Source organism: Pseudofrankia inefficax (assembly GCF_000166135.1).
Taxonomy (GTDB): Bacteria; Actinomycetota; Actinomycetes; order Frankiales; family Frankiaceae; genus Pseudofrankia; species Pseudofrankia inefficax.
On record NC_014666.1, the window covers coordinates 8,025,307 to 8,047,980 of the forward strand.

Genomic DNA, 22,674 nt, shown 5'->3' on the forward strand with positions numbered 1-22,674 from the left:
CACGACATCGACGTCTCTGCACGGGGTCCTGGTACCGGGGGACCTGCACGGGGAATTGTGACCAGACCACGACGCCGCCGCACTGCGCAGGTAGGTATCCCATCGCCTTGTGAGCACTTCGATGAGTGGCGAGGTCACGGCTATGCTCGTCGACCGACCATCCGTCGGTGTCTGGACCATCCTCGCGAGCACGATCGGGACGGTCGCGGTGGTCGGCGCGAAGCGCACCATGGACACACGTGGTGGGGGTCGGTCGGGTCGTCAAGGGCCCTCCCGTACCGCGAGGCCTGAGAACCCCTTTGGAATACGATTTGCCGCCGGTTGGTGCCGGGCTGTGGGCGCAGATAAACGACCGGTATATCGTGATCGCCAGGCTCAGCGATCCGGAGAGTGGGATCCCGTTCTTCCAGATTCGGGTCGTCACGGGCCGTGCAGGATGCTTCGAGCCCGGCGCGAGGGAGGCCTTCGACGGCCGAGACCCGCGGGTTCCCGGGACCGAGCACCTCTCCAGCGAGTTGTACCCCACGTCTGCCCCGGACCGGCGGCCGGCGGAGCGCCTGCTGGCGTTCACGGTGGACACCGCCATCGACGGCGCCCACTTCGGCCGCGTGCCCGCGGCGCCGAACGTTATTGCCGGCCGCCGTGGAGGCTCCCGGGCTGTCTTCACACGAACTGTGACCAAAAGGCCACGGTCGCCACGGACCCGTGGTGGATTGGTTCGCCCTGGAATTCGAACTGGAACTCGGCGGCTAGGTAGTCGGCGAGGTCGGCGCCGTAGATGATGATGTCGGTCTGGTGCATGGAGAGCACCGGGTGCCCAGTGACGGCGCCTGACGGAAGGTACCGATGGCCGTAGACCGGCACCATGACCGGCACCTGGCGGAGACAATCGCGGGCGACATCGACAGCTCGCGCCATCTCTTTCGGCCGAGGACCCCAAGATTCATCCCAGAAGCCATTGCGCTCAACGTCGAAGAGCGTGCCGTCGACGGGCCACGCCAGCCGGTCGCGTAGAGAACTCTCAGAGCCGTGGCGCCAGTTCGGCCACGCTTGCCCGACAGGCAGGCCAGCGGTCAGCAAGGTCCGATGCTCGGGCGCGAACTGGAGGCCGTACCGGGACTCGACCGCGTCGAACTCGGCCGGGCTCAGCCCCGGTTCGAGGCGGGTGGGCAGCCGCGCCAACAGCGCGACGGCCTCCTCATCGGTGAGCGGATCGTCCGCGGTGATCGGATGCACCGCACGACCGTAGCCAGGGTCCCGCTCTCGCGCTGCCGGGCCGCGACCCGAGGGCCTCGTCCGGCATGACAGCCAACCTGCAAGGCAAGCCCACCGACGACGGTCCGCTGCGCACCGGCTCGGGTTGGTCGCATCAACCTGCCGCTACGCCCATCCGCGTCCCGAGCTTGCTCGCGCTGACAGCCAACGATCGCGGTGGTCCTCTCGACGGCCATGTCGGTCCTCTCGTCGCTGAAGCGCGGCTTGACACTGGCCGAGTGTGGCGCGCACCATCCCATTAATCAAACGATTGATTTGGGACACCGGCACGATCGGTCCAGTGCTGGGCTTGGCATGGACGTGATCGGCGCGGTGCCGCCCGCTGCCTCCGAGGCGCGGCGCCGGCCCCGCCGTAGCGCGGCGGTCCGGACCTGCCCCCGCCTGTCCGCGGTCTGCGCCGCGCCGCACGGCCCCCCGCACAGCACCTTCGACCCGCTGACTCGCCCCCGCGTGAGGAGAACGGACTGATGACGATCGAGGCGACACGACCGACCCTGCCGGGCGACTGGCTGGACGATGCCGAGCTCGGCCTGTCCGGCCTGGACTGCGAGGCGGGCGAGCTCTCCTGGAAGATCACGACCGAGCGGTACACGTCGCCCCAGATCGCCGCCCGCGAGCGGGACCTGATCTGGATGAGGACCTGGCAGGTCGTCGGCCGGGTGGACGAACTGGCGAAGGCCGGCGACTGGAAGACCTACCAGCTCTTCGACCAGTCGTTCATCATCGTGCGCGGCCGCGACGACGTCATCCGCGGCTTCGTGAACGCCTGCCGCCACCGCGGCAACCTGCTCTGCGCGCAGCGCAAAGGCAACTCACGACAGTTCCTCTGCCAGTACCACCTGTGGTCCTACGACCTGCGGGGCGACTGCCGGGGCATCCTGCGCGAAAGCCGCGCCGGCGTCGACAGAAACGACGTCTCGCTACTGCCAGTGCCGGTGGACACGTTCGGCGGGTTCATCTTCCTCAACCCGGACCCGGACGCGAAACCCCTGGCCGAATACCTCGGCCCCGAGGTAGTGGAACTGCTCCAGCCGTACCGGATGGAGCAGTTCGTGACGGTGATGGACGTCGAGGAGGCGCTGGAGTGCAACTGGAAGGTCGTCATGGACGCCTTCCAGGAGGGCTACCACCTCTGGGGCGTGCATCCGCAGCTGCTGAACGTGATCTACCCGGACCCCGAGAAGGGCCGCTACTGGTTCCTCGGTGACCACGGTGTGGCCACTACGCCGTTCGACGTGCCCAGGCCCGCTTCCGGCCCCGACGGCGCACAGGGCGAGACCTTCGGCCCGGAGGAGCAGGTCGCCGGAATCCGCAAGCTTCCCGACACCTTCCCCGCGGTCCCGTTGATGCTGCCGCGCTTCGAGGAACTCGTCGCCGAGTACCGCGGCGACGACGGCGTATTGGTCTTCCCGGACGGCGTCACGGCGCGCACGCTGCTGCAGCGGGCGACCCGCGACACCCTGACCGGCATGGGGCTGGACGTCGGCGAGCTGACGGACAACCAGATGACCGACAACCAGGGCTGGGTACTGTTCCCGAACTTCTTCATGACCGTCCGTGCCGGCGAGTGCCACATCGTCATGCCCACCCCGCACTCCTCCGGTGACCCGAACAAGTGCGTCTGGCATGTCGCCAGCTACATGTACCTGTCCGATGACCTGGCCGCACTGGCGAAAGCGGAGCCGGTCGTCGTCGAGGAGCCGGGCAGCTACACCTACTTCGAGGCGCTGCAGCAGGACTACGAGCAGATGCAGCGCCAGCAGGCCGGCCTGCGCAACAACAGGCTGACCCACGAGACGATCACCCGCGAGGAGATGGTGGTCGCGAGGTTCCACCACGTCCTCGACCGGTACCTGACCGGCGCCGAATCCTGACGTCTCTCGACGGGACGAGCCAGGCGCGGGTCCCCACCATCCGAAAAGACATCGTGACGAATCCCCACCCGCACCCCCGGAGCAGGGTTATGGCGCCAGCATTACGCGATCTCGATGAGGTCATCGACGACTACACGGGTCTCGCTCGGGTCGTCCTGGACTACACGCAGCTCATGAAGAAGATCGTCGACGGTGGCAAGGATCCCGGGTTCTCGGAGAAGAACTGGGCGCCGGTCGCCGAGCTGGTCGCGGTCGACTCCTTCGAGCGGATCGGCCCGTTCAAGGAGGTCATGAACTGGCCGGAGTACGCCGCCTTCCTCACTCAGTGGGCGCGTTCCTCCGAGTGGGAGTGCTCGTTCCGGCGAGTCACGGAAGTCGGCGATCTGGTTCTGCTGGAGCTCGAGGAACGCAGCACGGTAGGTAGCTTCAGCAGCGCCGTGAACTCCGCGACGACCTACCAGTTCGACGCGGCCGGCAAGGTCGTCCATCTCGCGGTGTACCTGCAGATGCAGCTACCCGACCCCGAGACGCTCAAAAGCTACGAGGGCATCCAGATAACCGAATGAAACAGGTCCCCGGGCGTCGCGGCCAACGGGCCGCGACGCCTGATCTCGCCCGCGCCGAGACCGTCGTGAGCCAGACCCTGCTCTTCGCGCGCACCTCGCGCTTCTGGATCGACGAGGACAGGCACGGCCCGGCGGGTGCCAGGAGGTTCCGTTACCTGCCGACCTTCATGCTCCGGGGATGACTCGCCTGCACATCGCCTACGACGAGTGATTCGCCCGCGTCCATTCGGACCGGGACCACGGCATGGAAGTCGCCCTGGTCCACGTGATAGTCCCCCTGAAGGGAGCGCCCGTATGGCGCGTGTCAACCCGCTGCCGCCGGGCCAGTTCCCGCCCGAGATGCACGCCGCGCTCGCGGCCATGGTCCCCCCGAATCCGCGTCATGACATGCCGGCCGCGGACGGACAGCCCAGGCCGATGGGCATGCTGGGCACCTTCGCGCACCATCCGGAGCTCGCGCGGGCCTTCTTCACGTTCAACGGCCAGGTCCTGCTCGCGACCACGCTGACACCCCGGCAACGCGAGATCCTCGTGCTGCGCGTCGCCGCGCGTCGTTCCTGCGGCTACCTGTGGGCGGAGCACATCCATCTCGCCGCCGCCGCCGGCCTCACGGCCGAGGATGCCGCCCAGATCTCCACCGGCCCGGCCGTTTCGTACTTCGGGCACCTGGACGCTGCCCTCCTGACCGCCGTCGATGAGGTCCTCACCGCCGGAACGGTGACCGACGAAACCTGGTCGGTCCTCAGCGCGGCATTCGACGTGAAACAGCTGCTCGACGTCATCTTCACGATCGGCGCCTACGAGACCGTCGCGTCCATGCTGCGCAGCTTCGGGATCGAGCCCGACGACCCGATCTCGCCGGGGTGAGCGCCGCCTCGCGGCACGACGGCGGCAACCCCGTACAGGGACAGGGTGAGACACCGGACGACTGATCGCGCGTGTGACACTCGGGTGACACGACAGCGAGGAGACCGTGGTGAGCACCCCGCCACTGCTGGGAAGGCCGGTCGGCGCCCGCGGTGACCAGACCCGGCAGCGCCTCATCGACGCGACCCTCCGCTGTGTCGCCGAGGTCGGCTACGCGCGCGCCACCATCCGCCAGATCGCCAGGACCGCGGGCATGACCAGCGGCAGCCTTTACCACTACTTCCCCAACAAGGGAGAACTGGTCAAGGAGACCTTCCGCGAGATCGCCCAGCAGACCGTCCCGCGGTTCACGGCGGCCGTGGCCGCCGCCGACGGCGTCCTCGACAAGCTCATGGCCGTGCTCGACGAAGCCGACCAGATGGTCCACGACAGTCCGTACGCGGTGCCCTTCGACCGCGCGATCCGCGTCGAAAGCGCCGCAGACCTCAACCTGGCGCAGAACAGCGACACCATCGTCGCGTCCATCCACAGCGTCGTGACCGGCATCCTGCGCGACGCCGACGAGCAGCACGTACTGGCCGACGGCATCGACCTCCAGGCCGCCACCAATGTCATCGGCGTACTGCTCATGGGCCTCTACGAACAAGCACTGACGGCACCCACCGCCGAGTACCACAGCACGATCCAGGCGCTGAAGCTGATGATCCAGGGAAAGTTCTGGGCCACGCCCGGCCACCAGACCGCTGACGGCGCGGACCTCGCGCCATCGAGCCGCGCACGGGCACAGTCACCTCCGTTGTAAGCCCGGCCGACGCGGAACAATCGTCGCGGCGACGAGACCAACCGAAGCCCGGCGGGGCCTGCGTCGCGACGCTCTGGTCCGACGGCCGACCCGCGCGTCCTTGCGAGTCGACACGTGCCGCCGTCCGCACAGGGAGCCTGAGCGCACGAGGCCACCCCCGCCGACGGCAGCGACCAGGCGGGGTTGGTTGCGTCAGCGCCGCCCATCTGTTAATCATCTGATGATTAATTCCGACGGCGCGGCGACGCGGAGGACGGACGAGCACACACCCGAGGGACACCCTGAGAAGGAAGGCCGCCATGAATCGGGGCGAGAAGATCGCCTTACACCAGCAGGTGGCGGCCCGCCGCCGGACGGCTACCTCCAGCAGGGCGACATGGACGTGCGAGTTACCACCGGCGGAGGTTCGCAACCGCAGCCAGTGGCGACGGCCGTCCGTTCAAACCCTCCATGACAAAAGGAGCTGAGGCCATGACGGGACGGTTTAAAGGCAAGGTAGCGCTCATCACCGGCGCCGGCTCGGGCATAGGCCGGTCGATCACCGTCCGGCTGGCTTTCGAAGGCGCCGCCGTGCTGGCCGCGGACATCAACGAGGACGGCCTGGTCGAGACGAAGCGCCTCGCTCAGGGGGCGGTCAGCGTCCGCCCGGTCGACGTCGCCGACCCGGAGGCATGCGCGACCGCGGTGGCGGCGGCGGTCGCCGAGTTCGGCCGGCTCGACGTGCTCGGCAATGTCGCGGGTATCTACACCCCGGCGCACACCACCGAGACTTCTGTCGACCTTTACCGGCGGACCCTGGCGGTCAATCTCGACGGCCCGTTCTTCCTCTGCAGGGCCGCGATCCCGCACCTGCTCGCGTCGGGCGGCACCATCATCAACATCGCGTCGAACGCGGGCATCCAGGGTGTGCCGTACTCGGCGGCCTACGCGGCCAGCAAGGGCGGGATCATTGCGCTCACGCGGTCGCTGGCGGTCGAGTTCATCAAGACGCCGATGCGGGTCAACTGCATCGCGCCTGCCGGAACGTTAACGAACATCGCGAAGAGCGTGACATTCCCACAGGACCGCGACGCTGATCTCTCCCGCCGCATGGCCGGCTACCGCGGCGTCGCCATGCCGGACGAGATCGGGGCCCTGTTCGCCTTCCTCGCCTCCGGAGAGGCGAAGTCAATCACCGGAGCCGTCTACGCCGTGGACAACGGCCTGACCATCAGTTGACCCGGCCCACCCGCCGCCCGAGGAAGAGGAAACCCATGGACCTGCAAACGCTCTCGGACAAGCTGGAGATCCAGGAGCAGCTGGCGCGCTACGCCCGCGGGGTGGACACGAACGACTTCGAGCTGTGGAAGTCGGTCTTCACCCCCGACGCCCTCATCGACTACACCTCGACGTCGAGCACGCTGCCCGTCTCCACACGTGACGACATGGCGACCTACCTGGAGCAAGGTCTCGGCAAGATGCCGATGAAAATCCATTACATCACGAACATCGAGATCACTCTTGACGGCGACACAGCCAAGGTGATCGCCCAGTTCTTCAACCCGATGCAAGTGCCCGGGATGGCCGAACAGAGCTCCTGCGGTGGCTACTACTACCACGACTTCGTGCGCACCCCGAACGGCTGGAAGAGCAAGAATCTCGTGGAGAAGCTCGTCTGGTTCATCAACCGGCCCGCGGCGGCCTGAACCGTCCGCGTCGCCGGTAGCGGCCCGTGTTCGAGTCTGGTGCCGCCGGCATTGGCCAGTCCGACCGGCGCGCCGGCCCCGAGGCCGGCCGTGCGGCACCGGGCGGGTCAGGCGGCCTCGCTGGCGCTCACGGTCGGGGTGAGCATCGCGGCGAGCGCAGCCATCGCGTGGGGTACGGGCCGGTAGTAGGCCCAGACGCCGCGTTTCTCGCGGCTGATCAGGCCGGCGTCGACGAGGACCTTCAGGTGGTGGCTGACGGTCGGCTGGGTCAGGCCGAGGGGTTCGGTCAGCTCGCAGACGCACGCCTCGCCACCGTCGCGGGCGTAGATCATCGACAGGATTCGCAGGCGGGCCGGCACGGCGATGGCCTTCAGGACAGCGGCGAGCTGGTCGGCCTCCGCCGCGGACAGTGGCTCACGAGCCAGCGGCGTGCAGCAGGCGGACATCGCCCCGAGCAGGCCGGGTCCCGGCTCGGGCTCGCCGGTCGCGTCGAGCCTCGTCTCCATGGGGGATGTCGTCGCCATGGACCCAGCATGCCTCAAGGCATTGACAGGCGTCTATCTCACCCGCCATCCTCGTGCCGTCAGACATAGACGGTGGTCGATGTTAGGGGTGGTCGTATGGCCAGGGTGCAGCTGGCGTTGAACGTCTCGGACGTGGACGCGGCGGTGCAGTTCTACGGGAAGCTGTTCGGCGTGCAGCCGGCGAAGCGCCGGCCGGGGTACGCGAACTTCGCGATCGACACCCCGCCGCTGAAGCTGGTGCTGATCGAGAACCCCGAGGCCCGGGGCGCCGGCGTCGCGGGCGCGCTGAACCACCTGGGCGTCGAGGTCGAGACCACCGACGAGGTCTCGGCGGCCACCGCCCGGCTGGCGGGGGCGGGGCTGGCGACCGCCGTGCAGGAGAACACCGCCTGCTGCTACGCGCTGCAGGACAAAGTCTGGGTCGACGACCCCGACGGCGCACCCTGGGAGGTCTACACCGTCCTCGCCGACAGCGAGACCGCTCGTCCGGGATCGACCTCGTCCGCGGCCGAGCGGCTCGCCGGGACCGAGCCCGGCGACGTCTGTTGCACGCCGGCCGCCGCGGCGGCGGTGCCGGCGGGCGTGGTGAATCTGCTCGCGGGTGAGCCGGTCTCGACCGGCCACTGCTGCTGAGCGCCCGCCGGTGACAGACCTTCTGGGCGGCCAGCCGCCGCTGGTGCGGCGGGTCGCCGCCGAGGCGATCGGCAGCCTGCTGCTCGCGGCGCTCGTCGTGGGCAGCGGCATCGCGGCGCAGCAGCTGAGCCCCGGCCAGGTGGGTCTGGAGCTGGTCGAGAACGCGGCGGCGACCGCCGCCGGCCTCTACGCGATCATCCTGATGGTCGGCCCGGTGTCCGGAGCGCACTTCAACCCGGTCGTCACCCTGGTCGACGCGGCGCTCGGTGGGCTGTCATGGCGGGATGCCGCCGCGTACCTGCCTGCCCAGGTCGCGGGTTGTGTCGGCGGCGCCGTCCTGGCGAACCTGATGTTCGCCCGGCCGGCGGCGTCGATCTCCACCCACCACCGGGCATCCAGCGCGCACCTGCTCGCCGAGGTGGTCGCGACCGCCGGCCTGATCCTGCTGATCTTCTCGCTGGCCCGGTCCGGCCGTGGCGAGAAGGCCCCGGCAGCGGTCGGCGCCTACATCGGCGCCGCGTACTGGTTCACCAGCTCGACAAGCTTCGCGAACCCGGCGATCAGCGTCGGGCGGATGTTCTCCGACACGTTCGCCGGCATCGCCCCCGCCTCCGTACCGGCCTTCGTGGCCGCCCAGCTGGTCGGCGGCGCGGTCGGCCTGGGCCTGGTCCGCCTGCTCTACAGCTCCACGCCGGCAGGGCAGGAACAGGTCGCCGAGGTGCTGCCGCCCCCGTCCACGGTCGCCGATGACCACGCTCTACCCGCGCCTCACACCGTCTGACCTGCTGCGGCAGCCCGGCCAGGCTGCCTAGAAAGGACTTCGCTGTGTCCGACCTCCCGTCGGTACTGTTCGTCTGCGTCCACAATGCCGGCCGCTCCCAGATGGCCGCCGGCTTCCTGACCCACCTCGCCGCCGGCCGGGTCCAGGTACGTTCCGCCGGGTCCATGCCCGCGGACCAGGTCAACCCGGTCGCGGTCGCCGCGATGGCCGAGGTCGGGATCGACATCGCCGCCGAGATCCCGAAGGTCCTCACCATCGACGCGGTCGAGGCGTCGACGGTCGTCGTCACGATGGGCTGCGGCGATACCTGCCCGGTCTTCCCCGGCATCCGCTACGAGGACTGGAAACTCGACGACCCCGCCGGCCAGGGCCTCGACGCCGTCCGCCCGATCCGCGACGCGATCCGCGCCCGCGTCGAGAAACTGCTCGGCGAACTCCTGCCTGCCGCCTGATCGCGGCATCGCGGTCCCACCCCGCGCGACGAGCAGTGGCCGGCCCGATCCGGGCCCTGGCCAGCGGCGCGGGTGACCCGCGTCCTTGCCGCCGGCCCTGGAAGGGGCTGTTTGTCGCGCACATCGGCGCGATCGGTGGCAGCGGCGCCGGCGTCTCCGCCGCGCCACGTTCCCGCGAGCTCGACCCGTCCGCGGTCATCGACCTCGCCGCACTTGTCGGCGCGATCCGCGGGACGTTCACCCTCGCCGTCGCCGGAAGGCCGCGGCGCTGCGCTCGCGATCGCCGCCACCGCCGCACCGCCGAGATCCACCGCCGCCGGCCCGGTCGAGCACCGCCCGGAAGGTGCCGTGACCGATAGCCACACCGCCGCCGTCTGACGGCCCACCGCCAGGCACGTGCGGTGAACAACGCGAATCCCGGCGCGATGCGCCGGTGATTCGATGGCGGTTTTGTGCGGAGAATTCACCGCGAGGTGTTCTGGTTGGACGCGCTGTTCGGCCCGCCGCTAGGCTCTGCGTGCCGGTCGACGTATGGGCCCCAGGTTGACAACGACGGCTTCTGCGACACGTCGATTCGGAACGACGGGAAACACGCGCAACACGTGGATTCCCGCCGCCTACAGTTGTGCCAATTCGACGACGAACAGCACCGCCGCCTTCCAATCCAGGAGCGCGGCGGTGGTCCTGTCATGCCTGCACGATTCCGTGTCGGAATCATCCGGAGGTGCCCGATGGAGCTGCTGTCGAACCAGAACCACCTGACGAACCGCCAGTTCGCGGAACAGATCATGGAGTCGATCAAGGAGCGGCACGGGGTCGACCTGTACGCGATCTTCTCGAACGACGCGCTCAGCGAGCGCAAGAAGGCCCGCCTGGCCCGCGTCCGGCTCCTGGAAGCGCTGCTGACCGAGGCGAACGAGCCGAACTCCGGCGCGGTCGACCTCGACGCGGCCGACTTCGACCAGGACACCGCGCTGGCGCAGATGCTGGACACCGAGATCGACATCGAGCCGAACCTGTCGCTGACGCGCAGCGACGCGAACTACGTGATGAGCCTGCGCGGTGACGGCGTCCGCGAGTACCTCACGATGCTCACGAAGCGCTTCGAGAACATGCAGACCGCCAAGACCCCCGGCCAGCTCGCGATCGAACTGACCGCCAGCGGCCTGATCAGCGTCGGCGTCCCGATGGCCTGGGAAGTGATCAAGGCGCTGCGGGCCGGGCAGGCGGTCATGGCCGCGATCCGGACCGGTATCTCGAACATCGGTATGAAGACCGCGATCGGCGCCATCGTCGTGGTCCTCGTCGGGTTCCTGCTCTACATGTTCCTCGACAACCCGAAGAAGATCCTCGGGATGGTCATCAACGACACCGACGAGCACCTCGTCGTCAAGAACTGGGAGAAGGGCGTCGACGGGAAGAAGGACGGCGACCTGTACATGGCCTTCGGCCACATGGCGAACTTCATGCAGGACAACGAGAGCGGGCTCGTCTCGCCGAAGGTACAGATCAGGGCCCGGGTGAACTTCGGCCCGGACGAGCCCGACAACCTCGTGTTCGCCGGCATCTACTTCGCCGACCGCAACGTCGGAATCCGCGGCGCCGAAGGTGTCATGATCTTCAGTTCGCCCAAGGTCAGGATCGCCCACCTGTTCGCCGTCCCCTACTTCGAGGACAACGGCACCTGGATGGGCTTCGTCAACGACGGCGAGGACATCGAGAAGATCTACAAGGACTTCTACGCCCGCCGCCAGGTCTCCATGTCCCGCACCGAACGCAACTACAAGCTCGGCGCCAACGTCAACGCCCCCAGGGGCGGCGTCGTGTCCTGTATCGCCTCCATCGTCCAGTAGGCCCCGGCGGCGACTCCTGACGGCCGTGGTCGAAGGCCGTCGGGAGTCGTCATCGCCGGACTCGCGCGACAGCGCGGCCAGGAATGTGAACACATTCCATCCAGGGAATAGAGACGACGGCCTGGCACGGCCTTCATGTTCTGTGTCGAGATCATTCGGAGGTATCTGGTGGAACTCCCGTCGGCGCATGTCCACCTCAGCGACCGGCAGGTCGCGGAACAGATCATGGAGTCGATCAAGGAGCGGCATGGGGTCGACCTGTACGCGATCTTCTCGAACGACGCGCTCAGCGACCGCAAGAAGGCCCGGCTGGCTCGGGTCCGGCTCCTCGAAGCCCTCCTGGACGAGGCGAGCCAGCCCGACGCCGGCACGGTCGGCCTGCACGCCGCCGACTTCGACGAGGACACCGCGCTGGCCAGGATGCTCGACACCGAGGTCGACATCGAGCCGAACCTCGCGTTGACCCGCGGCGACGCCACCCACGTTCTGAGCCTGCGCGGCGACGGTGTGCGCGAGTACCTGCTCGTGCTGGCGAAGCGCTTCGAGACCATGCAGACCGCCAAGACCCCGGAACGGCTCACGATCGAGCTGGCCGCCGCGGGGCTGGCCGGTGTCGGCGCCCCGATGACCTTCGAGGTCATCAAAGAGCTGCGGGCCGGGCAGGCGCTCACCGTCGCGATCCGAAGTGCGATCACCACCATCGGGCTGACGGCCGCGATCGCCGCCGTCGTGGCGGTCCTCACCGGGCTTTTGCACTATCTGTCGCTGGACAATCCGAAGAAGATCCTCGGACTGGTCCTCAACGACACCGACGAACACCTCCTCGTCAAGGGCTGGAAGGAAGGCGTCGACGGCAAGAAGGACGGCGACCTCTACATGGCCTCCGGCCACATGGCCGCCTTCATGCAGGACAACGAACGCGGCCTGCTCTCACCGCGAGTCCAGGTCGGCGCCCGCGTCAGCTACGGACCCGACGAGCCCGACACCATCGTGTTCGCCGGCATCTACGTCGCCACCCGCACCATCGGCCTACGCGGCACCACAGGCGTCATGATCTTCAGCTCGCCCTCGATCAGGGTCGCCCACCTGTTCGCGGTCCCCCCCTTCGACGACAACGGCACCTACATCGGATGCGTCAACGAGGGCGAGGACATCGAGAAGATCTACCAGGACTTCTACGCCCAGCGCCAGGTCTCCGTATCCCGCACCGAACGCGACTACCGGCTCGGCGCGAATGTCAACGCCGCGAAAGGCGGCGTCGTGTCCTGCATCGCCTCGATCGCCCGGTAGGCGACACCATGCACGACAATCACCGCCCCCAGCCCGGCCGCCGCGACGCGCGGTAACACCACCGTGGACGGACACGTCTACACCCAGCCAGCCAATGGAACCTGACACCGATCCTCGGATCGACCGCATGCAGACCGTCGGCGGAGGCACCGGATCCGGTGCCTCCGCCGACAGGTGGCTTTACCAGGCCCTGGAGCCTGGACCGAGCCCGCGGTGATCAATAGCCGGGAAGGGCCGGGGCAATGCGCTGCCAGGACCGTTGACGCGGACATCCGATCATGCTGAACTACCGTTCAACGGGCGCGCTGGTCGAGCCGGCGGGCGATTGCGTGGTGGCGTCGAGCTGTTGGCCGACCGGCGGGCGCCGAGCACCGCCGGCGCGCTACCCCTGCCCGCTGGAACCGTCCACGACCATGAGCACCTGGGGGACACGCAATGACTGACCTCGCGGCGGACGGACCGGAGCTCGTCATCGAGCGGGACCTGATGGTCCCGATGCGGGACGGCGTCCGGTTACGCACCGACGTCTTCCGGCCGGCCGGCCCGGGCCCGTTCCCGACGCTGGTGACCCGCTATCCCTATGTGGCGGACGAGATGACCGACGCCGGAGCCATGCTGGTCGCGCGGCAGGGCTACGCCGTCGTCTGGCAGCACTGCCGGGGCCGATACGGGTCCGAGGGGGTGTTCTACCCGTTCCGCGACGACGGTCCCGACGGTTATGACACGGTCGAGTGGGCTGCGGCGCAGCCGTGGTCGAACGGCCGGGTCGCCAGCTACGGCGCCTCCTACGGCGGGATGCAGGCGTGGGCGACGGCTGTGCTGCGCCCGCCGCACCTGGTGGCGATCGCGCCGGTGTCGTCGGCTCCGTCCTACTTCGGCTGCAACATCATGTACTGGGCTCAGGGCGTGATGGGGCTGGGCTTCGGCCTGATGTGGACCGGCCAGATCACGACGTGGGAGGCCGTCCGCGCCGGCGTCCCGCAGCCGCTGCCGGAGTTCGAGCAGCTCGAGCGGGCCATGAAGGAGATGGCCAGCGACCCGGACGCCTTCCTCAAGGCGGCGATGGACCAGACCGCCCTCATGAGCACCCTGCTGACCCGCAGGCCACTGCGCGAGATCGCCGAACTGGCGGAGCTGGCGCCCTGGTGGCGAGACTGGTGCGACAACGACGACCCCCGCGACGCGTTCTGGCGCCGCCAGAACGCCCTCGACCGGATCGACGACCTGACCGTGCCGATCTTCCACATGACAGGCTGGTACGACCTGTTCACCGGTGCCACGCTCGACGGCTTCGCCGCCCTGAAGCGGTACGGCGCCGACCCGCGGGTCAGCGACGCGCACCGGCTCGTCGTCGGGCCCTGGTCACACGTGCCCGGCGTACCACCCAGGCCAGACCTCCCAGTCGGTCCCGAGCAGACCGACATGTACGACCACAGCCCGGGCTCGCCGCTGATGCAGTTCCTCGGGCACCACCTCAAGGGCGAGAACCCGGACTACGGCGAGCGCCCGCCCGTCCGCGTCTTCGTCATGGGAGCGAACCGCTGGCGAGAGGACTCCCAGTGGCCGCCCGCCGAGGCACGGGCGACCTCCTACTGGCTACGCAGCGGCGGTGGCGCCAACACCCTCGACGGTGACGGGAGCCTTTCGCTGGAGCCACCGGCAGGCGAACCCGCCGACTCCTTCGTCTACGACCCGGCCGACCCGGTGCCCGGGCCAATCGGCGTGGGTCTCGGCGGCGGCCCGGAGATCGAGCCCAGTGCCACCGGGCGCCGCGCCGACGTCCTCGTCTACACCTCCGAGCCGCTGGAGGAGGACCTGGAGGTCGTCGGCCCCGTCGCGGTCAAGCTGTGGGCGTCCTCCTCGGTCGCCGACACCGACTTCACCGCGAAGCTGATCGACGTCTTCCCCGACGGCACCGCCCAGGCGCTCTGCCAGGGTGTCGTGCGCACCCGGTACGCGACCGCGGCGCCCGTGACCCCGGGCGCGGTCCACCAGTTCGACGTCAGCGTCGGAGCGACCGCGAACGTGTTCCGGGCCGGCCATCGGATCCGGCTGCACGTCTCGTCGAGCGAGTTCCCCACCTACGAGCTCAACCCGAATACCGGTGAGCGACTGACCCACGACCCCTCCGGCCGAACCATCACCGCCACCCAGCACGTCTTCCACGACGCCCAGCACCCGTCCAACCTGGTCCTGCCCGTAATTCCGCACTGACCGCCCTGCCTGGAGCAGCTACGGATCAGGAGGCTGGGGGTTCGCGTCCCTCCGAGCGCACCCCGTCTGACCTGGGCGTTCGCCACTTCGCCGGTGTGCGCCCAGGTTACGCTCCCCCGGCGTTTGAGAGATCCGCATCGTCGTCGGCTTCGACCCGGTCCGGCCGTAGCGACACTCCTTCACGCTTCACGGCGACGAACATGCGGCCCAGGCCGGCCGGCGGGAACGGGACGCGCTCGGACTGCTCGATCTTGATGACCTCGGCGCCCAGTCGGCGAGCAGCGCCGAAGCGGCCGGAACGAACGTGTGCTCGGCCACCTCAAGGACGTGGACACCCTTCATGATTGCGGTCACTGCCATCCTCCGGCCGATCTGCACGAGGCACCTGCGGCGAAACAATCGCAACCAATATCCACGTTGACATCGATGTCACTGGAGCGGGGCGCCGCACCAGTAGCCGTCGCGGTCGAGATCCGTCGGCGGAGGGACACCCACGAAGTTGCGGCCCGTCTGGTCGACCCTGATGAAAGCAGCGCAGAGCACCGGCTGTCTGGGCCTGCTCAGGTCGACCGGGGGAATCAAACCGCCGCTGGTGAAGTCGGTCACCTTCCGCAGGTTCTGGATGAACGCCTGACGTGTGGGGCACGCGCCAGCAAGTTCGAGACCCCGAATCATCTCGTCAGCGGCCCCGTAGCCGGCGACGGCGAGCCCATCGGTCGGGTCCGGCAGTTCCGGGGCATAGACATTCATCGCGTTCAGGTATGCCTTCGTTGCCGGGGAGCTATCGGAGGCAAAGGTCGACAGGAAGGACATCCCAGCCATGTCGTCGCCGCGGTGGGCGAGCAGACCGGGGGTGACGCCGCCGGAGTTCAATGCGACCTTGATTTTCGCCCCGAGTGCCCTGGCCTGGGCGTAGACATCGATCACCGCCGTGGGTTGGGTGGCACCGATGAGCGTATCGGCGCCCAGGTCCTTGAACCGCTGGGCGACATAGGCCGTGCTGGTGATCTGCGGAGTGTAGGTAATCTCGCCGACTACGCCGACCCGACGACTCTGCAGGCTGGGAACGAGCTGCATGGCGAAGTTCTGCGAGGCCTGAACGCTCGGGTCGACGACCACCAGCGCCTTTGTCCCGCCTTGTCGACTGACGTAGTCACCATAGACGGAGGTTCCTCCAGCGTTGAACAGATTGGTGCCTGTGAAGAGGTTGTCGTAGTCGCCCCACTTCGCGCTCGTGGCTGTCCCGGTGACCGGTATGCCTTTCTCCTCCAGCCAGTCAGCCGAATCCTCAAGGACGATGGACGTAGCTATCAGGCCGAAAACCTGCTGGTTTTCCACCAGGTCGTGCGCTACCTGGGAGAACTTGTTGACCTCGGACTCGTCGTCGCCCCACACAAGGTGGATCCTGCGACCGCTCACACCGCCCCGGGCGTTCTGCTCGTCGATGCGGGCCTCGACTCCGTTACGAGCCGGCCCGAACGTCCTGGCGATCTCGGCGATGCCACTGTCGGGATAGACAAGGCCGATCTTGATCGACGTCCCTGTCACCCCGGGCACTCGCGTACCGCACCTGGCCGCCCCGTCCGAGGTCGCCTGCGAGGCCGTCCCACAGGCGGTCAGGGTCGCGGGTAATCCGACCAGGGTTGCCGCGATCGCCGCGATACCGGCTCTCGCGCGCAGACGGCGAAGGCTCATAGCCACTGACTCCGATCGGGAGAACTATCTGTCGCGATACCGCGTTCTCGATGCGGCTGCCGAGCAGGTCAAAGAGAACGTTCGGGAGCCCGTTGATCTGTCCCTGGCCGACGGCCTCGCGCACCGATCCGTAGCCGCGGAGAGATTAGATCCTGTCCTCTCCGGGACGTCCGAGGACCGCGCCCAGGACCGCTAGCGCCTCGTCCTTCTCGCGCTGGCTGACCCTCGCCTGTCCCATCAGTGTGGAGCCATGGAAGGTGCCGGGGAACAGATGCAGCTCGGTCGGGACGCCGGCAGCGAGTAGTGCCTGAGCGTAAGCGACCCCCTCGTCACGCAGCGGGTCGAACTCCATCGCCGATATGTAGGCGGGCGGTAGGCCGTTCAGGTCGGTCGCCCGCGCTGGCGCTGCGTACGGCGAGACGTTCTCGGTTCCAGGGACACCGTCACCAAGGTAGGCGTTCCAACTGATGACGGCGTTGGGCCGATTCCATACCGGAGTGTCGACGAACTTGCGCATGCTCGGCGTCGTCAACCTGTCATCGAGCTCAGGGATGGCGAGAAACTGAAAACACAACGCCGGTCCGCCGCGGTCGCGGGTGAGGAGCGCGAGTCCGGCGGCCAGACCACCGCCGGCACTGCGGCCGTAAACGGCGATGCGAGCCGGGTCGACCCCGAGTTGACCGACGTTCTTCGCGGTCCATTCCAGTGCGGCGTAGCAGTCCTCGAGGGCAGCCGGGAACGGGTCCTCCGGCGCGAGCCTGTAGTCGACTGATACCACGACCACGCCTAGCGCGCGGACCAGGTGTCGACAGTTCTCGTCATCGATGTCCACGTTACCGACCATGAAGCCGCCGCCGTGGATGTTGACGATTGCGGCGGTCGTCTCGTTGACCTCGGCCGGGCGGTAGATCCTGACCGCGCAGTCCGGTTCGCCTGGCGGTCCGGGAACACGTAGGTCCGTTGTGTGGACGCCCTCCGTGTCGGGCTGTATCGCGCTCAGAAACTCGTTGATCTCGGACCGGACGGTAGGTAGGTCGGTGTAGTCGCTGGCCGGCAGCACCCTAATGATGTCGGCAAGTTCGGGATCGAAGCGATAGTCCATCTTCACTTCCTTCGTCGGAGTGCCCGGCCGGTGGGCGTTGAGACCTTGGGATTTCAGGAGGCCGGCGACACGGTCCTGCCGGGGACCACTGTGCCGCAGATGGGTTCGGCTCCTGGCACAAGGATGAACTTGGTGCCGCTTAGCTTGGCGACCCACATACAGTTATCCGGACCGTTGACGACGTTCTCACGATCGTTGATGTCGACGGTGTGACTGCCGAACAGACCGAGAGCGTTCCAGTCGTGGATACCGGATAGCGCGTTGATGAGCGACGCCTGGGTAGGGTGGGAACCCGCGGCTTTCAGGGCGCGCACAAGGAGTCCGACGGAGACGTATCCGGTGTACTTGGCAAATGTTGGCTCACTGCCCACGCCGGCGCTTTCCAGGTCAGCGGTGAACGCCTTGGTCGCGGCGGTCTGCATCTCGACGGGCTCGTAGCTGAGTCCGAAGTAGACGTTCTGCGCGGCGTTGAGCGCCCCGGTACCGGCCTGTTGCAGATCACCGCCGTAACCTGTGGGCAGTAGCGAGGCGGCAAGGTTGACGCCTGCGGCGCGCAGGCTCTTGATGAGGGCGAACGCGGTGTTGGGATCGACCGCAGGCAGCAACGCGTCGATCCCGGCGTCCTTCATCTGGAGCACGGTCGGCCCGACATCGGTCGAACCGAAGGGGAACTTGGTGTTCAGGTAGCCGACCTTCAGACCCGCCACCTCCGCCGACACCGCGCCGGACGCGGCTGCCTCCGACGACAGCGGCGACACCGCGTAGCCGAGCGCGGCCAGGTTCTTGGCCCCCAGCAGCTTGAAGAACGCCCCGATCGTCGTTGCCACCTTGGTCTGTTGCAGGGGTCCGGTGACCGAGAACATGTTCTTCGAGGTGATCCACTCGGGGCCGTCCGAGCTGATCCCGATCACCGGTACGTTGTGGGCGGTCAGGTAGCGAGTTGCGACGAACAGCAACGAAGAACTCGCGATGACCGCAAGCACGTGATCCTGAGTCACGAACTTCTGCGCGACCGCGAGGGCCGTCGTCGGATTCGTCGCGGAGTCACCAACGACATACTTGACCGAGTAGCCGCTACGAGCGGCGTAGTACGTCCCGGCTTTCACCCCGTCGGGGAACGTCTTGTTGCTCGACGCGGCCGGCCCAGTCAGGTCGGTGAACACACCGATGGTGACGGTCTGCCCGGCCGTTCCCGAGGCGACAGCTGCTTTCGGTGCCGACGAGCCACAGGCCGCGGCTAAGAAGACAGCTGCCGTTGCGACTGCCGCCGCGAGCACTAGACGTGCTTTAGACATCAACATCTCCCTTATCAAGTCGAAAGGTTCCGGACCAGTAGTCACGTCATACTGGTCATCGGTGCCTGGAAACGCTCGGACTAGCCGGCGTCGAAGCCAGGAAGTCCCCGCTTCGACGCCAGGTCTAAGAGCGCTCTGGTGTAGCGAGAGATTGGCCCATCCGCTGGGGAACAAGCCTGCGGATCGTGCACCAAGGCGGCCAGTTCGGCGCGATAAATCGCGCCACGAAGAGATTTTTGGGCCGTGCCAGGGCCAGCGGATTGCGGAGCCTGGTCGCGCCCAAGCGTTCAGGTCATCGGCACATCCGGCACCGATACCCTTGTGACGAGCAGCCGGACGATCGCCCGGTGGTCCATACTTCGGCTTCGCTCGAAGCGTCAGGCGTGAAGATTCCTCAATCCCAATGACCGCACGACGAACGTGGTCATCTCCTGCACGAATACCTCCAGCTCGAAGCTCATAGTCCGTCGGCCAAGCCAGCCGCCAGCCAACTCGTGGAGCGTTCCGTCAAGCGCGAGGTAGGCGACGTCCGGATTCAGTCGAGGGTCCGCGAGACCGCGATCCTGCGCCATCTTTATGAGCCAGACGCATCGTTCACGGTTCTGCCGCTGGGCCGCCAGCATAACGGCATTCACCCGAGCGTCAAAAAGCGCGATCTCGCCAATGAGAGAGAGGATCGCCGCGTACCGATCGTAGGCGTCAAGGTACCTCAGGAGATGCCTGCGGACACCTGACTCCACCGCGGCCGATGAGACGAAATCGTTCGCGTCGACATCGACCGGCTCCCAGAGGCGACCGGCGGCAAGCCGAGTCACCTCCAGGAAGATCTCCTCCTTCGACCCGAAGTGCCTATAGAAGGAGCTATAGGTAACTCCTCCGAGACGAGCTATGTCAACGACTTTCGCGTCATGGAATCCATCCTGCGTGAAAACCTGCTCAGCGGCCGCGACGAGGCTTGACCGAGAGGCCTGGCACGCCGGAGTCAGTGCCGCGTCGGAGACGTCTTCCTGGCAAGCGCCCAGTGCACGCACGGGACCAGGTCACCTCCTCCGCGGGCTCGCGATCTCGCTGGCAGCGCAGGGCCACCCTGAGATCCGCTACCCGGCACGCGATCTCACCCTGCCTACGAGATCAGCTAGTTACATACAAGATCTCGTTTTTGTGTGATTGCAAGCCGATCGTGGCTCACGGGCGGGGCGGTGTCAAGACGCGGCGGCCGCGCCCTCGACCTCACGCACCGTCGTCACGGCGTGGCGCCACCGCCGGGCCGAACCAGCGGCGCAGGAACGCGCGCAGCTCGGCGCCCTCGCGCTCAGGCTGCGGTGGCGCGACGATCATCGTCTGGATGACCCGGTTGATGACCTCCATCAGCTCCAGGAGCGTGTGGTCGTCGTAGCCCCATGCGGCCCAGTCGATCGGGCTTCGGTCACGGAGCATCGCGACACCGCGCGCGAGAACCTCCGGCGCGACCGCCCCGCGCTGGAAGCGCTCGGAGCGCCCGGTAACCAGGAGCGGCGTGAGGTGCGGCGCCTTCGGAAGCTCCTCGATGACGTACGCCATGAGCTCGATGACGAGTTCCGTCGGATCATGGAATGTTGTGATCATGACGGTCGCCTGGGCGAGCATGGTGTCGACCTCCTGCTCCGTCACCGCGGCGAACAGTTCGTCCGTCCCTTGGTAGTAGCGATAGACCGTCTGACGGGTCACGCCCAGGTCGGTAGCGATGTCGGTGAGATGCGTCCGTGCGGGTCCGACACGGTCGAGGCGCCGAATCGTCGCTTCGACGATCTTCCTGCGGGCTTCCGCGTCGCTGGCGGGCGGCGATCCGCCCCAACCACGTCGTGTCATCGTCGTCCTCGACCTCGCAGGCTCGCCCTCTTAGCGCTGCGCGATCGTATCTATACCCAGGTCGGCGGAGTGATCGAGAAACCGTCATCGGCCCGGCGATGACCTGCCCTGACCGATCATCCAAACGACCGCGCCCGCACCGAGCTCGTGCGGCGGCGAGCGCGGCCCGCCGCCGCACCTGGCGGGTCGTCGCGTCGTCATCAAACGCATCGCCTCGTCATCAAACGCGTCGTGGACGGTGGATGCCGTCTCGTAGGATCGGCACTCGTGTCATCTGGTAGGTCTAGGTCATCCGGTGAGGGCTCTGAGGGCCGGGTGCGGTGGGGTCACGAGACGGCCCTCATCGACGACGAGGAGGCGAGGCGTCGCCTGGTGGCGGCGGCCGGCCGGTGCCTCGTCGCTCGGGGGACGACGCGGCTGACGGTCGACGATGTCGCCCGGGAGGCTGCCGTGGTGCGGTCGACGGTCTATCGCTACTTCAAGTCCCGTGACGACCTGGTCCTCGGTGTCGTCCTGAGCCGTATCGACGCGGGGATGCGGCCGCTTATCGAGACGCTGGAAGCCCCGGAGGACGCGGCGCGGTCCGTGGCCGATCTGCTCATGTTCTCGGTTGGCCTCGTGGCCGGCGATCCGCTCAACGAGGCGCTGTTCGCCCCGGAAAGCGGTGGGTTCGTCACCTCACTGGAGCTGCGGTCCGAGGCGGTCGTCGACGCCTTTCACCGTCACCTTGGTCCGCTGCTGGAGCGTTGGCGGGACGAGGGTCAGCTGCGGGCCGATCTCGACCTGCGGGAGACGAGCCGGTGGATGAACACGGTGGGATTGTTGTTGTTGGGACCGCCGTGGACGGAACGCACCGACGAGGCCAAGCGGGAGTTCGTCGAGCACTATGTGGTGCCAGGCCTGCTCCCCCAGACCGCGGGCCGGTAAGCCGCCGGGCTGGGATTCGTGCCGCTCAGTCGGTCCACGCATCCCACCCGATCATGGATCGAAGTGGCCCGGCGAACAGCGGGCGGACGACTCCCGAGGCCCATCGCTGCTCGATCGCGGGAGCCAGACGTTTGGCGACGGTCAGAGGGTCGTCATCGAGGTAGACGACGGTGATGTACTGCGGCTGACCATGACTGGCCGGGCCCAACTGCCAGAAGTCCGTCGAGCCGTACTGCCAGGCGCCGGCTACTCCGGGCGCCTGGAGAAGCGCCGGGTAGTGCTGGGTGTGCAGCCAGTGCAGCCAGCCCGAGACCTCATGCGACACAGGCTCCTCGATGATCATAAGCACGCCGCGGTGTGGCCGGAAGGGCACCACTTCCGCAGAGACCAGTGCGCGTGGCGCGGCGTACCAGTGCTGCAGCGCGAGCAACCGTAGTTGGAGCGAGCGGCGGCGTTCAGGGAAGCGTCCGGCTTCGGCGAGACGCAGTCCGAGTTCCATGAAGTCGTCGTGGGTCTGCTGAACAGGGTCCCCGACGAGGTAGTTCACGACGTTGCCGACATCGGCCAACGGACCGGTGCCGGCGATGCGGGCCTCGCGATAGCTGCCGTCGGCGATCCAGCGTGTCGCGTGGATGATCCCCGGGAGCTGGTACTGCTCGGGCATGTGATCAAGCAGGTGCCAGCGCAGGTAGCTGCCGTCGTCGCCCTCGGGAGCTGGCCCTGTCGCGCTGAAGAACGCCGCCTTCACTCTGATCACAAGACCGCCTCCGTTGCTGGTTCGTTCGCGTTCGTGCCGGTTCGTCGGCATCATGCTGGAGGATCGGACGTTCACGCAATAGTGTCCGATCTGCCGGCTACGCCCAGGTCGGGCCGCCGGCCAGCGTCAGCTCACCACGATCGAGGATCGGACGTTTCTGCCGTAACGTCCGATCCTCGGGTACGCTCCGGCCCGGAAGGCCAGGCGCGCGGCCCTGCGCAGGAGTGGATCCGG

22 protein-coding genes and 1 pseudogene are annotated in these 22,674 nt (G+C 67.6%); 14 read left to right on the top strand and 9 right to left on the bottom strand.

Annotation, left to right across the window (positions count from 1 at the left end):
* Positions 1 to 663 precede the first annotated feature (663 nt).
* Positions 664 to 1,236: a hypothetical protein gene (locus tag FRAEUI1C_RS32580; protein ID WP_013427644.1), complete on the bottom strand. Its 573-nt coding sequence runs from the start codon at positions 1,234 to 1,236 to the stop codon at positions 664 to 666.
* A 506-nt stretch (positions 1,237 to 1,742) separates the two neighbouring features.
* On the opposite strand from FRAEUI1C_RS32580, the gene FRAEUI1C_RS32590 reads away from it, so the two are divergent.
* The 7 genes from FRAEUI1C_RS32590 (at position 1,743) to FRAEUI1C_RS32620 (ending at position 7,069) form a co-directional block, all read left to right on the top strand.
* Positions 1,743 to 3,149 carry an aromatic ring-hydroxylating oxygenase subunit alpha gene (locus FRAEUI1C_RS32590; RefSeq protein ID WP_013427645.1) on the top strand — a complete coding sequence of 469 codons (1,407 nt, stop codon included), beginning with the start codon at positions 1,743 to 1,745 and terminating at the stop codon, positions 3,147 to 3,149.
* Positions 3,150 to 3,238: 89 nt separating this feature from the next.
* Positions 3,239 to 3,715 (top strand): hypothetical protein, encoded by a 477-nt coding sequence (locus FRAEUI1C_RS32595; RefSeq protein WP_013427646.1) that lies wholly within the window; start codon positions 3,239 to 3,241, stop codon positions 3,713 to 3,715.
* Positions 3,712 to 3,897 carry a hypothetical protein gene (locus tag FRAEUI1C_RS39200; protein WP_041259797.1) on the top strand — a complete coding sequence of 62 codons (186 nt, stop codon included), beginning with the start codon at positions 3,712 to 3,714 and terminating at the stop codon, positions 3,895 to 3,897. The genes FRAEUI1C_RS32595 and FRAEUI1C_RS39200 overlap by 4 nt, the downstream gene beginning before the upstream one ends.
* A gap of 112 nt (positions 3,898 to 4,009) precedes the next feature.
* Entirely contained in the window at positions 4,010 to 4,582 is a 573-nt protein-coding gene (locus tag FRAEUI1C_RS32605; RefSeq protein WP_013427647.1) for a carboxymuconolactone decarboxylase family protein, read from the top strand.
* A 109-nt stretch (positions 4,583 to 4,691) separates the two neighbouring features.
* Entirely contained in the window at positions 4,692 to 5,384 is a 693-nt protein-coding gene (locus FRAEUI1C_RS32610; RefSeq protein ID WP_013427648.1) for a TetR/AcrR family transcriptional regulator, read from the top strand.
* 471 nt (positions 5,385 to 5,855) lie between these two features.
* Entirely contained in the window at positions 5,856 to 6,602 is a 747-nt protein-coding gene (locus FRAEUI1C_RS32615; protein WP_013427649.1) for an SDR family NAD(P)-dependent oxidoreductase, read from the top strand.
* Positions 6,603 to 6,637: 35 nt separating this feature from the next.
* Positions 6,638 to 7,069: a nuclear transport factor 2 family protein gene (locus FRAEUI1C_RS32620; protein WP_013427650.1), complete on the top strand. Its 432-nt coding sequence runs from the start codon at positions 6,638 to 6,640 to the stop codon at positions 7,067 to 7,069.
* A 107-nt stretch (positions 7,070 to 7,176) separates the two neighbouring features.
* On the opposite strand, the gene FRAEUI1C_RS32625 is transcribed toward FRAEUI1C_RS32620, so the two are convergent.
* The gene (locus FRAEUI1C_RS32625) at positions 7,177 to 7,593 is read right to left on the bottom strand and encodes an ArsR/SmtB family transcription factor (RefSeq protein WP_013427651.1); all 417 of its coding nucleotides are present in this window, start codon (positions 7,591 to 7,593) and stop codon (positions 7,177 to 7,179) included.
* Between the two features lie 96 nt (positions 7,594 to 7,689).
* On the opposite strand from FRAEUI1C_RS32625, the gene FRAEUI1C_RS32630 reads away from it, so the two are divergent.
* From FRAEUI1C_RS32630 to FRAEUI1C_RS32660, 6 genes are all read left to right on the top strand, one after another.
* On the top strand, positions 7,690 to 8,226 hold the full coding sequence (locus FRAEUI1C_RS32630; protein ID WP_013427652.1) for an ArsI/CadI family heavy metal resistance metalloenzyme: 537 nt from the start codon (positions 7,690 to 7,692) through the stop codon (positions 8,224 to 8,226).
* A gap of 10 nt (positions 8,227 to 8,236) precedes the next feature.
* Positions 8,237 to 9,007, top strand: coding sequence for an aquaporin (locus FRAEUI1C_RS32635; protein WP_013427653.1), 771 nt, complete (start codon positions 8,237 to 8,239; stop codon positions 9,005 to 9,007).
* A 44-nt stretch (positions 9,008 to 9,051) separates the two neighbouring features.
* Positions 9,052 to 9,459, top strand: coding sequence for an arsenate reductase ArsC (locus FRAEUI1C_RS32640; RefSeq protein WP_013427654.1), 408 nt, complete (start codon positions 9,052 to 9,054; stop codon positions 9,457 to 9,459).
* 731 nt (positions 9,460 to 10,190) lie between these two features.
* The gene (locus FRAEUI1C_RS32650) at positions 10,191 to 11,312 is read left to right on the top strand and encodes a hypothetical protein (protein WP_013427655.1); all 1,122 of its coding nucleotides are present in this window, start codon (positions 10,191 to 10,193) and stop codon (positions 11,310 to 11,312) included.
* A 168-nt stretch (positions 11,313 to 11,480) separates the two neighbouring features.
* The gene (locus tag FRAEUI1C_RS32655; RefSeq protein WP_013427656.1) at positions 11,481 to 12,602 is read left to right on the top strand and encodes a hypothetical protein; all 1,122 of its coding nucleotides are present in this window, start codon (positions 11,481 to 11,483) and stop codon (positions 12,600 to 12,602) included.
* Between the two features lie 435 nt (positions 12,603 to 13,037).
* Positions 13,038 to 14,816: a CocE/NonD family hydrolase gene (locus FRAEUI1C_RS32660; protein ID WP_013427657.1), complete on the top strand. Its 1,779-nt coding sequence runs from the start codon at positions 13,038 to 13,040 to the stop codon at positions 14,814 to 14,816.
* 232 nt (positions 14,817 to 15,048) lie between these two features.
* Here FRAEUI1C_RS32660 and FRAEUI1C_RS42255 read toward each other — a convergent pair.
* The 6 genes and pseudogenes from FRAEUI1C_RS42255 to FRAEUI1C_RS32685 form a co-directional block, all read right to left on the bottom strand.
* Positions 15,049 to 15,170 (bottom strand): annotated as a pseudogene (locus FRAEUI1C_RS42255) (CoA transferase); the annotation flags it as partial.
* Positions 15,171 to 15,245: 75 nt separating this feature from the next.
* A complete protein-coding gene (locus FRAEUI1C_RS32665; protein WP_013427658.1) occupies positions 15,246 to 16,511 on the bottom strand; it encodes an ABC transporter substrate-binding protein in 1,266 nt (421 codons plus the stop codon).
* Between the two features lie 145 nt (positions 16,512 to 16,656).
* Complete coding sequence (locus FRAEUI1C_RS32670) at positions 16,657 to 17,613, bottom strand: alpha/beta hydrolase (protein WP_013427659.1); 957 nt, start codon at positions 17,611 to 17,613, stop codon at positions 16,657 to 16,659.
* Positions 17,614 to 17,666: 53 nt separating this feature from the next.
* Entirely contained in the window at positions 17,667 to 18,908 is a 1,242-nt protein-coding gene (locus FRAEUI1C_RS32675) for an ABC transporter substrate-binding protein (protein ID WP_013427660.1), read from the bottom strand.
* 377 nt (positions 18,909 to 19,285) lie between these two features.
* Positions 19,286 to 19,939 (bottom strand): TetR/AcrR family transcriptional regulator, encoded by a 654-nt coding sequence (locus FRAEUI1C_RS32680; RefSeq protein ID WP_013427661.1) that lies wholly within the window; start codon positions 19,937 to 19,939, stop codon positions 19,286 to 19,288.
* Between the two features lie 199 nt (positions 19,940 to 20,138).
* Positions 20,139 to 20,756 (bottom strand): TetR/AcrR family transcriptional regulator, encoded by a 618-nt coding sequence (locus FRAEUI1C_RS32685; RefSeq protein ID WP_013427662.1) that lies wholly within the window; start codon positions 20,754 to 20,756, stop codon positions 20,139 to 20,141.
* 315 nt (positions 20,757 to 21,071) lie between these two features.
* Between FRAEUI1C_RS32685 and FRAEUI1C_RS32690 the strand changes: the two genes are divergently transcribed.
* Positions 21,072 to 21,683: a TetR/AcrR family transcriptional regulator gene (locus FRAEUI1C_RS32690; RefSeq protein WP_013427663.1), complete on the top strand. Its 612-nt coding sequence runs from the start codon at positions 21,072 to 21,074 to the stop codon at positions 21,681 to 21,683.
* 25 nt (positions 21,684 to 21,708) lie between these two features.
* Here the strand turns inward: FRAEUI1C_RS32690 and FRAEUI1C_RS32695 are convergent, their stop codons facing one another.
* Entirely contained in the window at positions 21,709 to 22,431 is a 723-nt protein-coding gene (locus FRAEUI1C_RS32695) for a hypothetical protein (protein ID WP_198318667.1), read from the bottom strand.
* Positions 22,432 to 22,674: the final 243 nt, after the last annotated feature.

What these genes read in the sequence shown, in the direction of transcription:
- FRAEUI1C_RS32590 (WP_013427645.1), top strand. Translation starts at nt 1,743, where the DNA reads ATGACGATCGAGGCGACACGACCGACCCTGCCGGGCGACTGGCTGGAC.
- FRAEUI1C_RS32595 (WP_013427646.1), top strand. Translation starts at nt 3,239, where the DNA reads ATGGCGCCAGCATTACGCGATCTCGATGAGGTCATCGACGACTACACG.
- FRAEUI1C_RS39200 (WP_041259797.1), top strand. Translation starts at nt 3,712, where the DNA reads ATGAAACAGGTCCCCGGGCGTCGCGGCCAACGGGCCGCGACGCCTGAT.
- FRAEUI1C_RS32605 (WP_013427647.1), top strand. Translation starts at nt 4,010, where the DNA reads ATGGCGCGTGTCAACCCGCTGCCGCCGGGCCAGTTCCCGCCCGAGATG.
- FRAEUI1C_RS32615 (WP_013427649.1), top strand. Translation starts at nt 5,856, where the DNA reads ATGACGGGACGGTTTAAAGGCAAGGTAGCGCTCATCACCGGCGCCGGC.
- FRAEUI1C_RS32620 (WP_013427650.1), top strand. Translation starts at nt 6,638, where the DNA reads ATGGACCTGCAAACGCTCTCGGACAAGCTGGAGATCCAGGAGCAGCTG.
- FRAEUI1C_RS32625 (WP_013427651.1), bottom strand. Translation starts at nt 7,593, where the DNA reads ATGGCGACGACATCCCCCATGGAGACGAGGCTCGACGCGACCGGCGAG.
- FRAEUI1C_RS32630 (WP_013427652.1), top strand. Translation starts at nt 7,690, where the DNA reads ATGGCCAGGGTGCAGCTGGCGTTGAACGTCTCGGACGTGGACGCGGCG.
- FRAEUI1C_RS32650 (WP_013427655.1), top strand. Translation starts at nt 10,191, where the DNA reads ATGGAGCTGCTGTCGAACCAGAACCACCTGACGAACCGCCAGTTCGCG.
- FRAEUI1C_RS32660 (WP_013427657.1), top strand. Translation starts at nt 13,038, where the DNA reads ATGACTGACCTCGCGGCGGACGGACCGGAGCTCGTCATCGAGCGGGAC.
- FRAEUI1C_RS32665 (WP_013427658.1), bottom strand. Translation starts at nt 16,511, where the DNA reads ATGAGCCTTCGCCGTCTGCGCGCGAGAGCCGGTATCGCGGCGATCGCG.
- FRAEUI1C_RS32670 (WP_013427659.1), bottom strand. Translation starts at nt 17,613, where the DNA reads ATGGACTATCGCTTCGATCCCGAACTTGCCGACATCATTAGGGTGCTG.
- FRAEUI1C_RS32675 (WP_013427660.1), bottom strand. Translation starts at nt 18,908, where the DNA reads ATGTCTAAAGCACGTCTAGTGCTCGCGGCGGCAGTCGCAACGGCAGCT.
- FRAEUI1C_RS32685 (WP_013427662.1), bottom strand. Translation starts at nt 20,756, where the DNA reads ATGACACGACGTGGTTGGGGCGGATCGCCGCCCGCCAGCGACGCGGAA.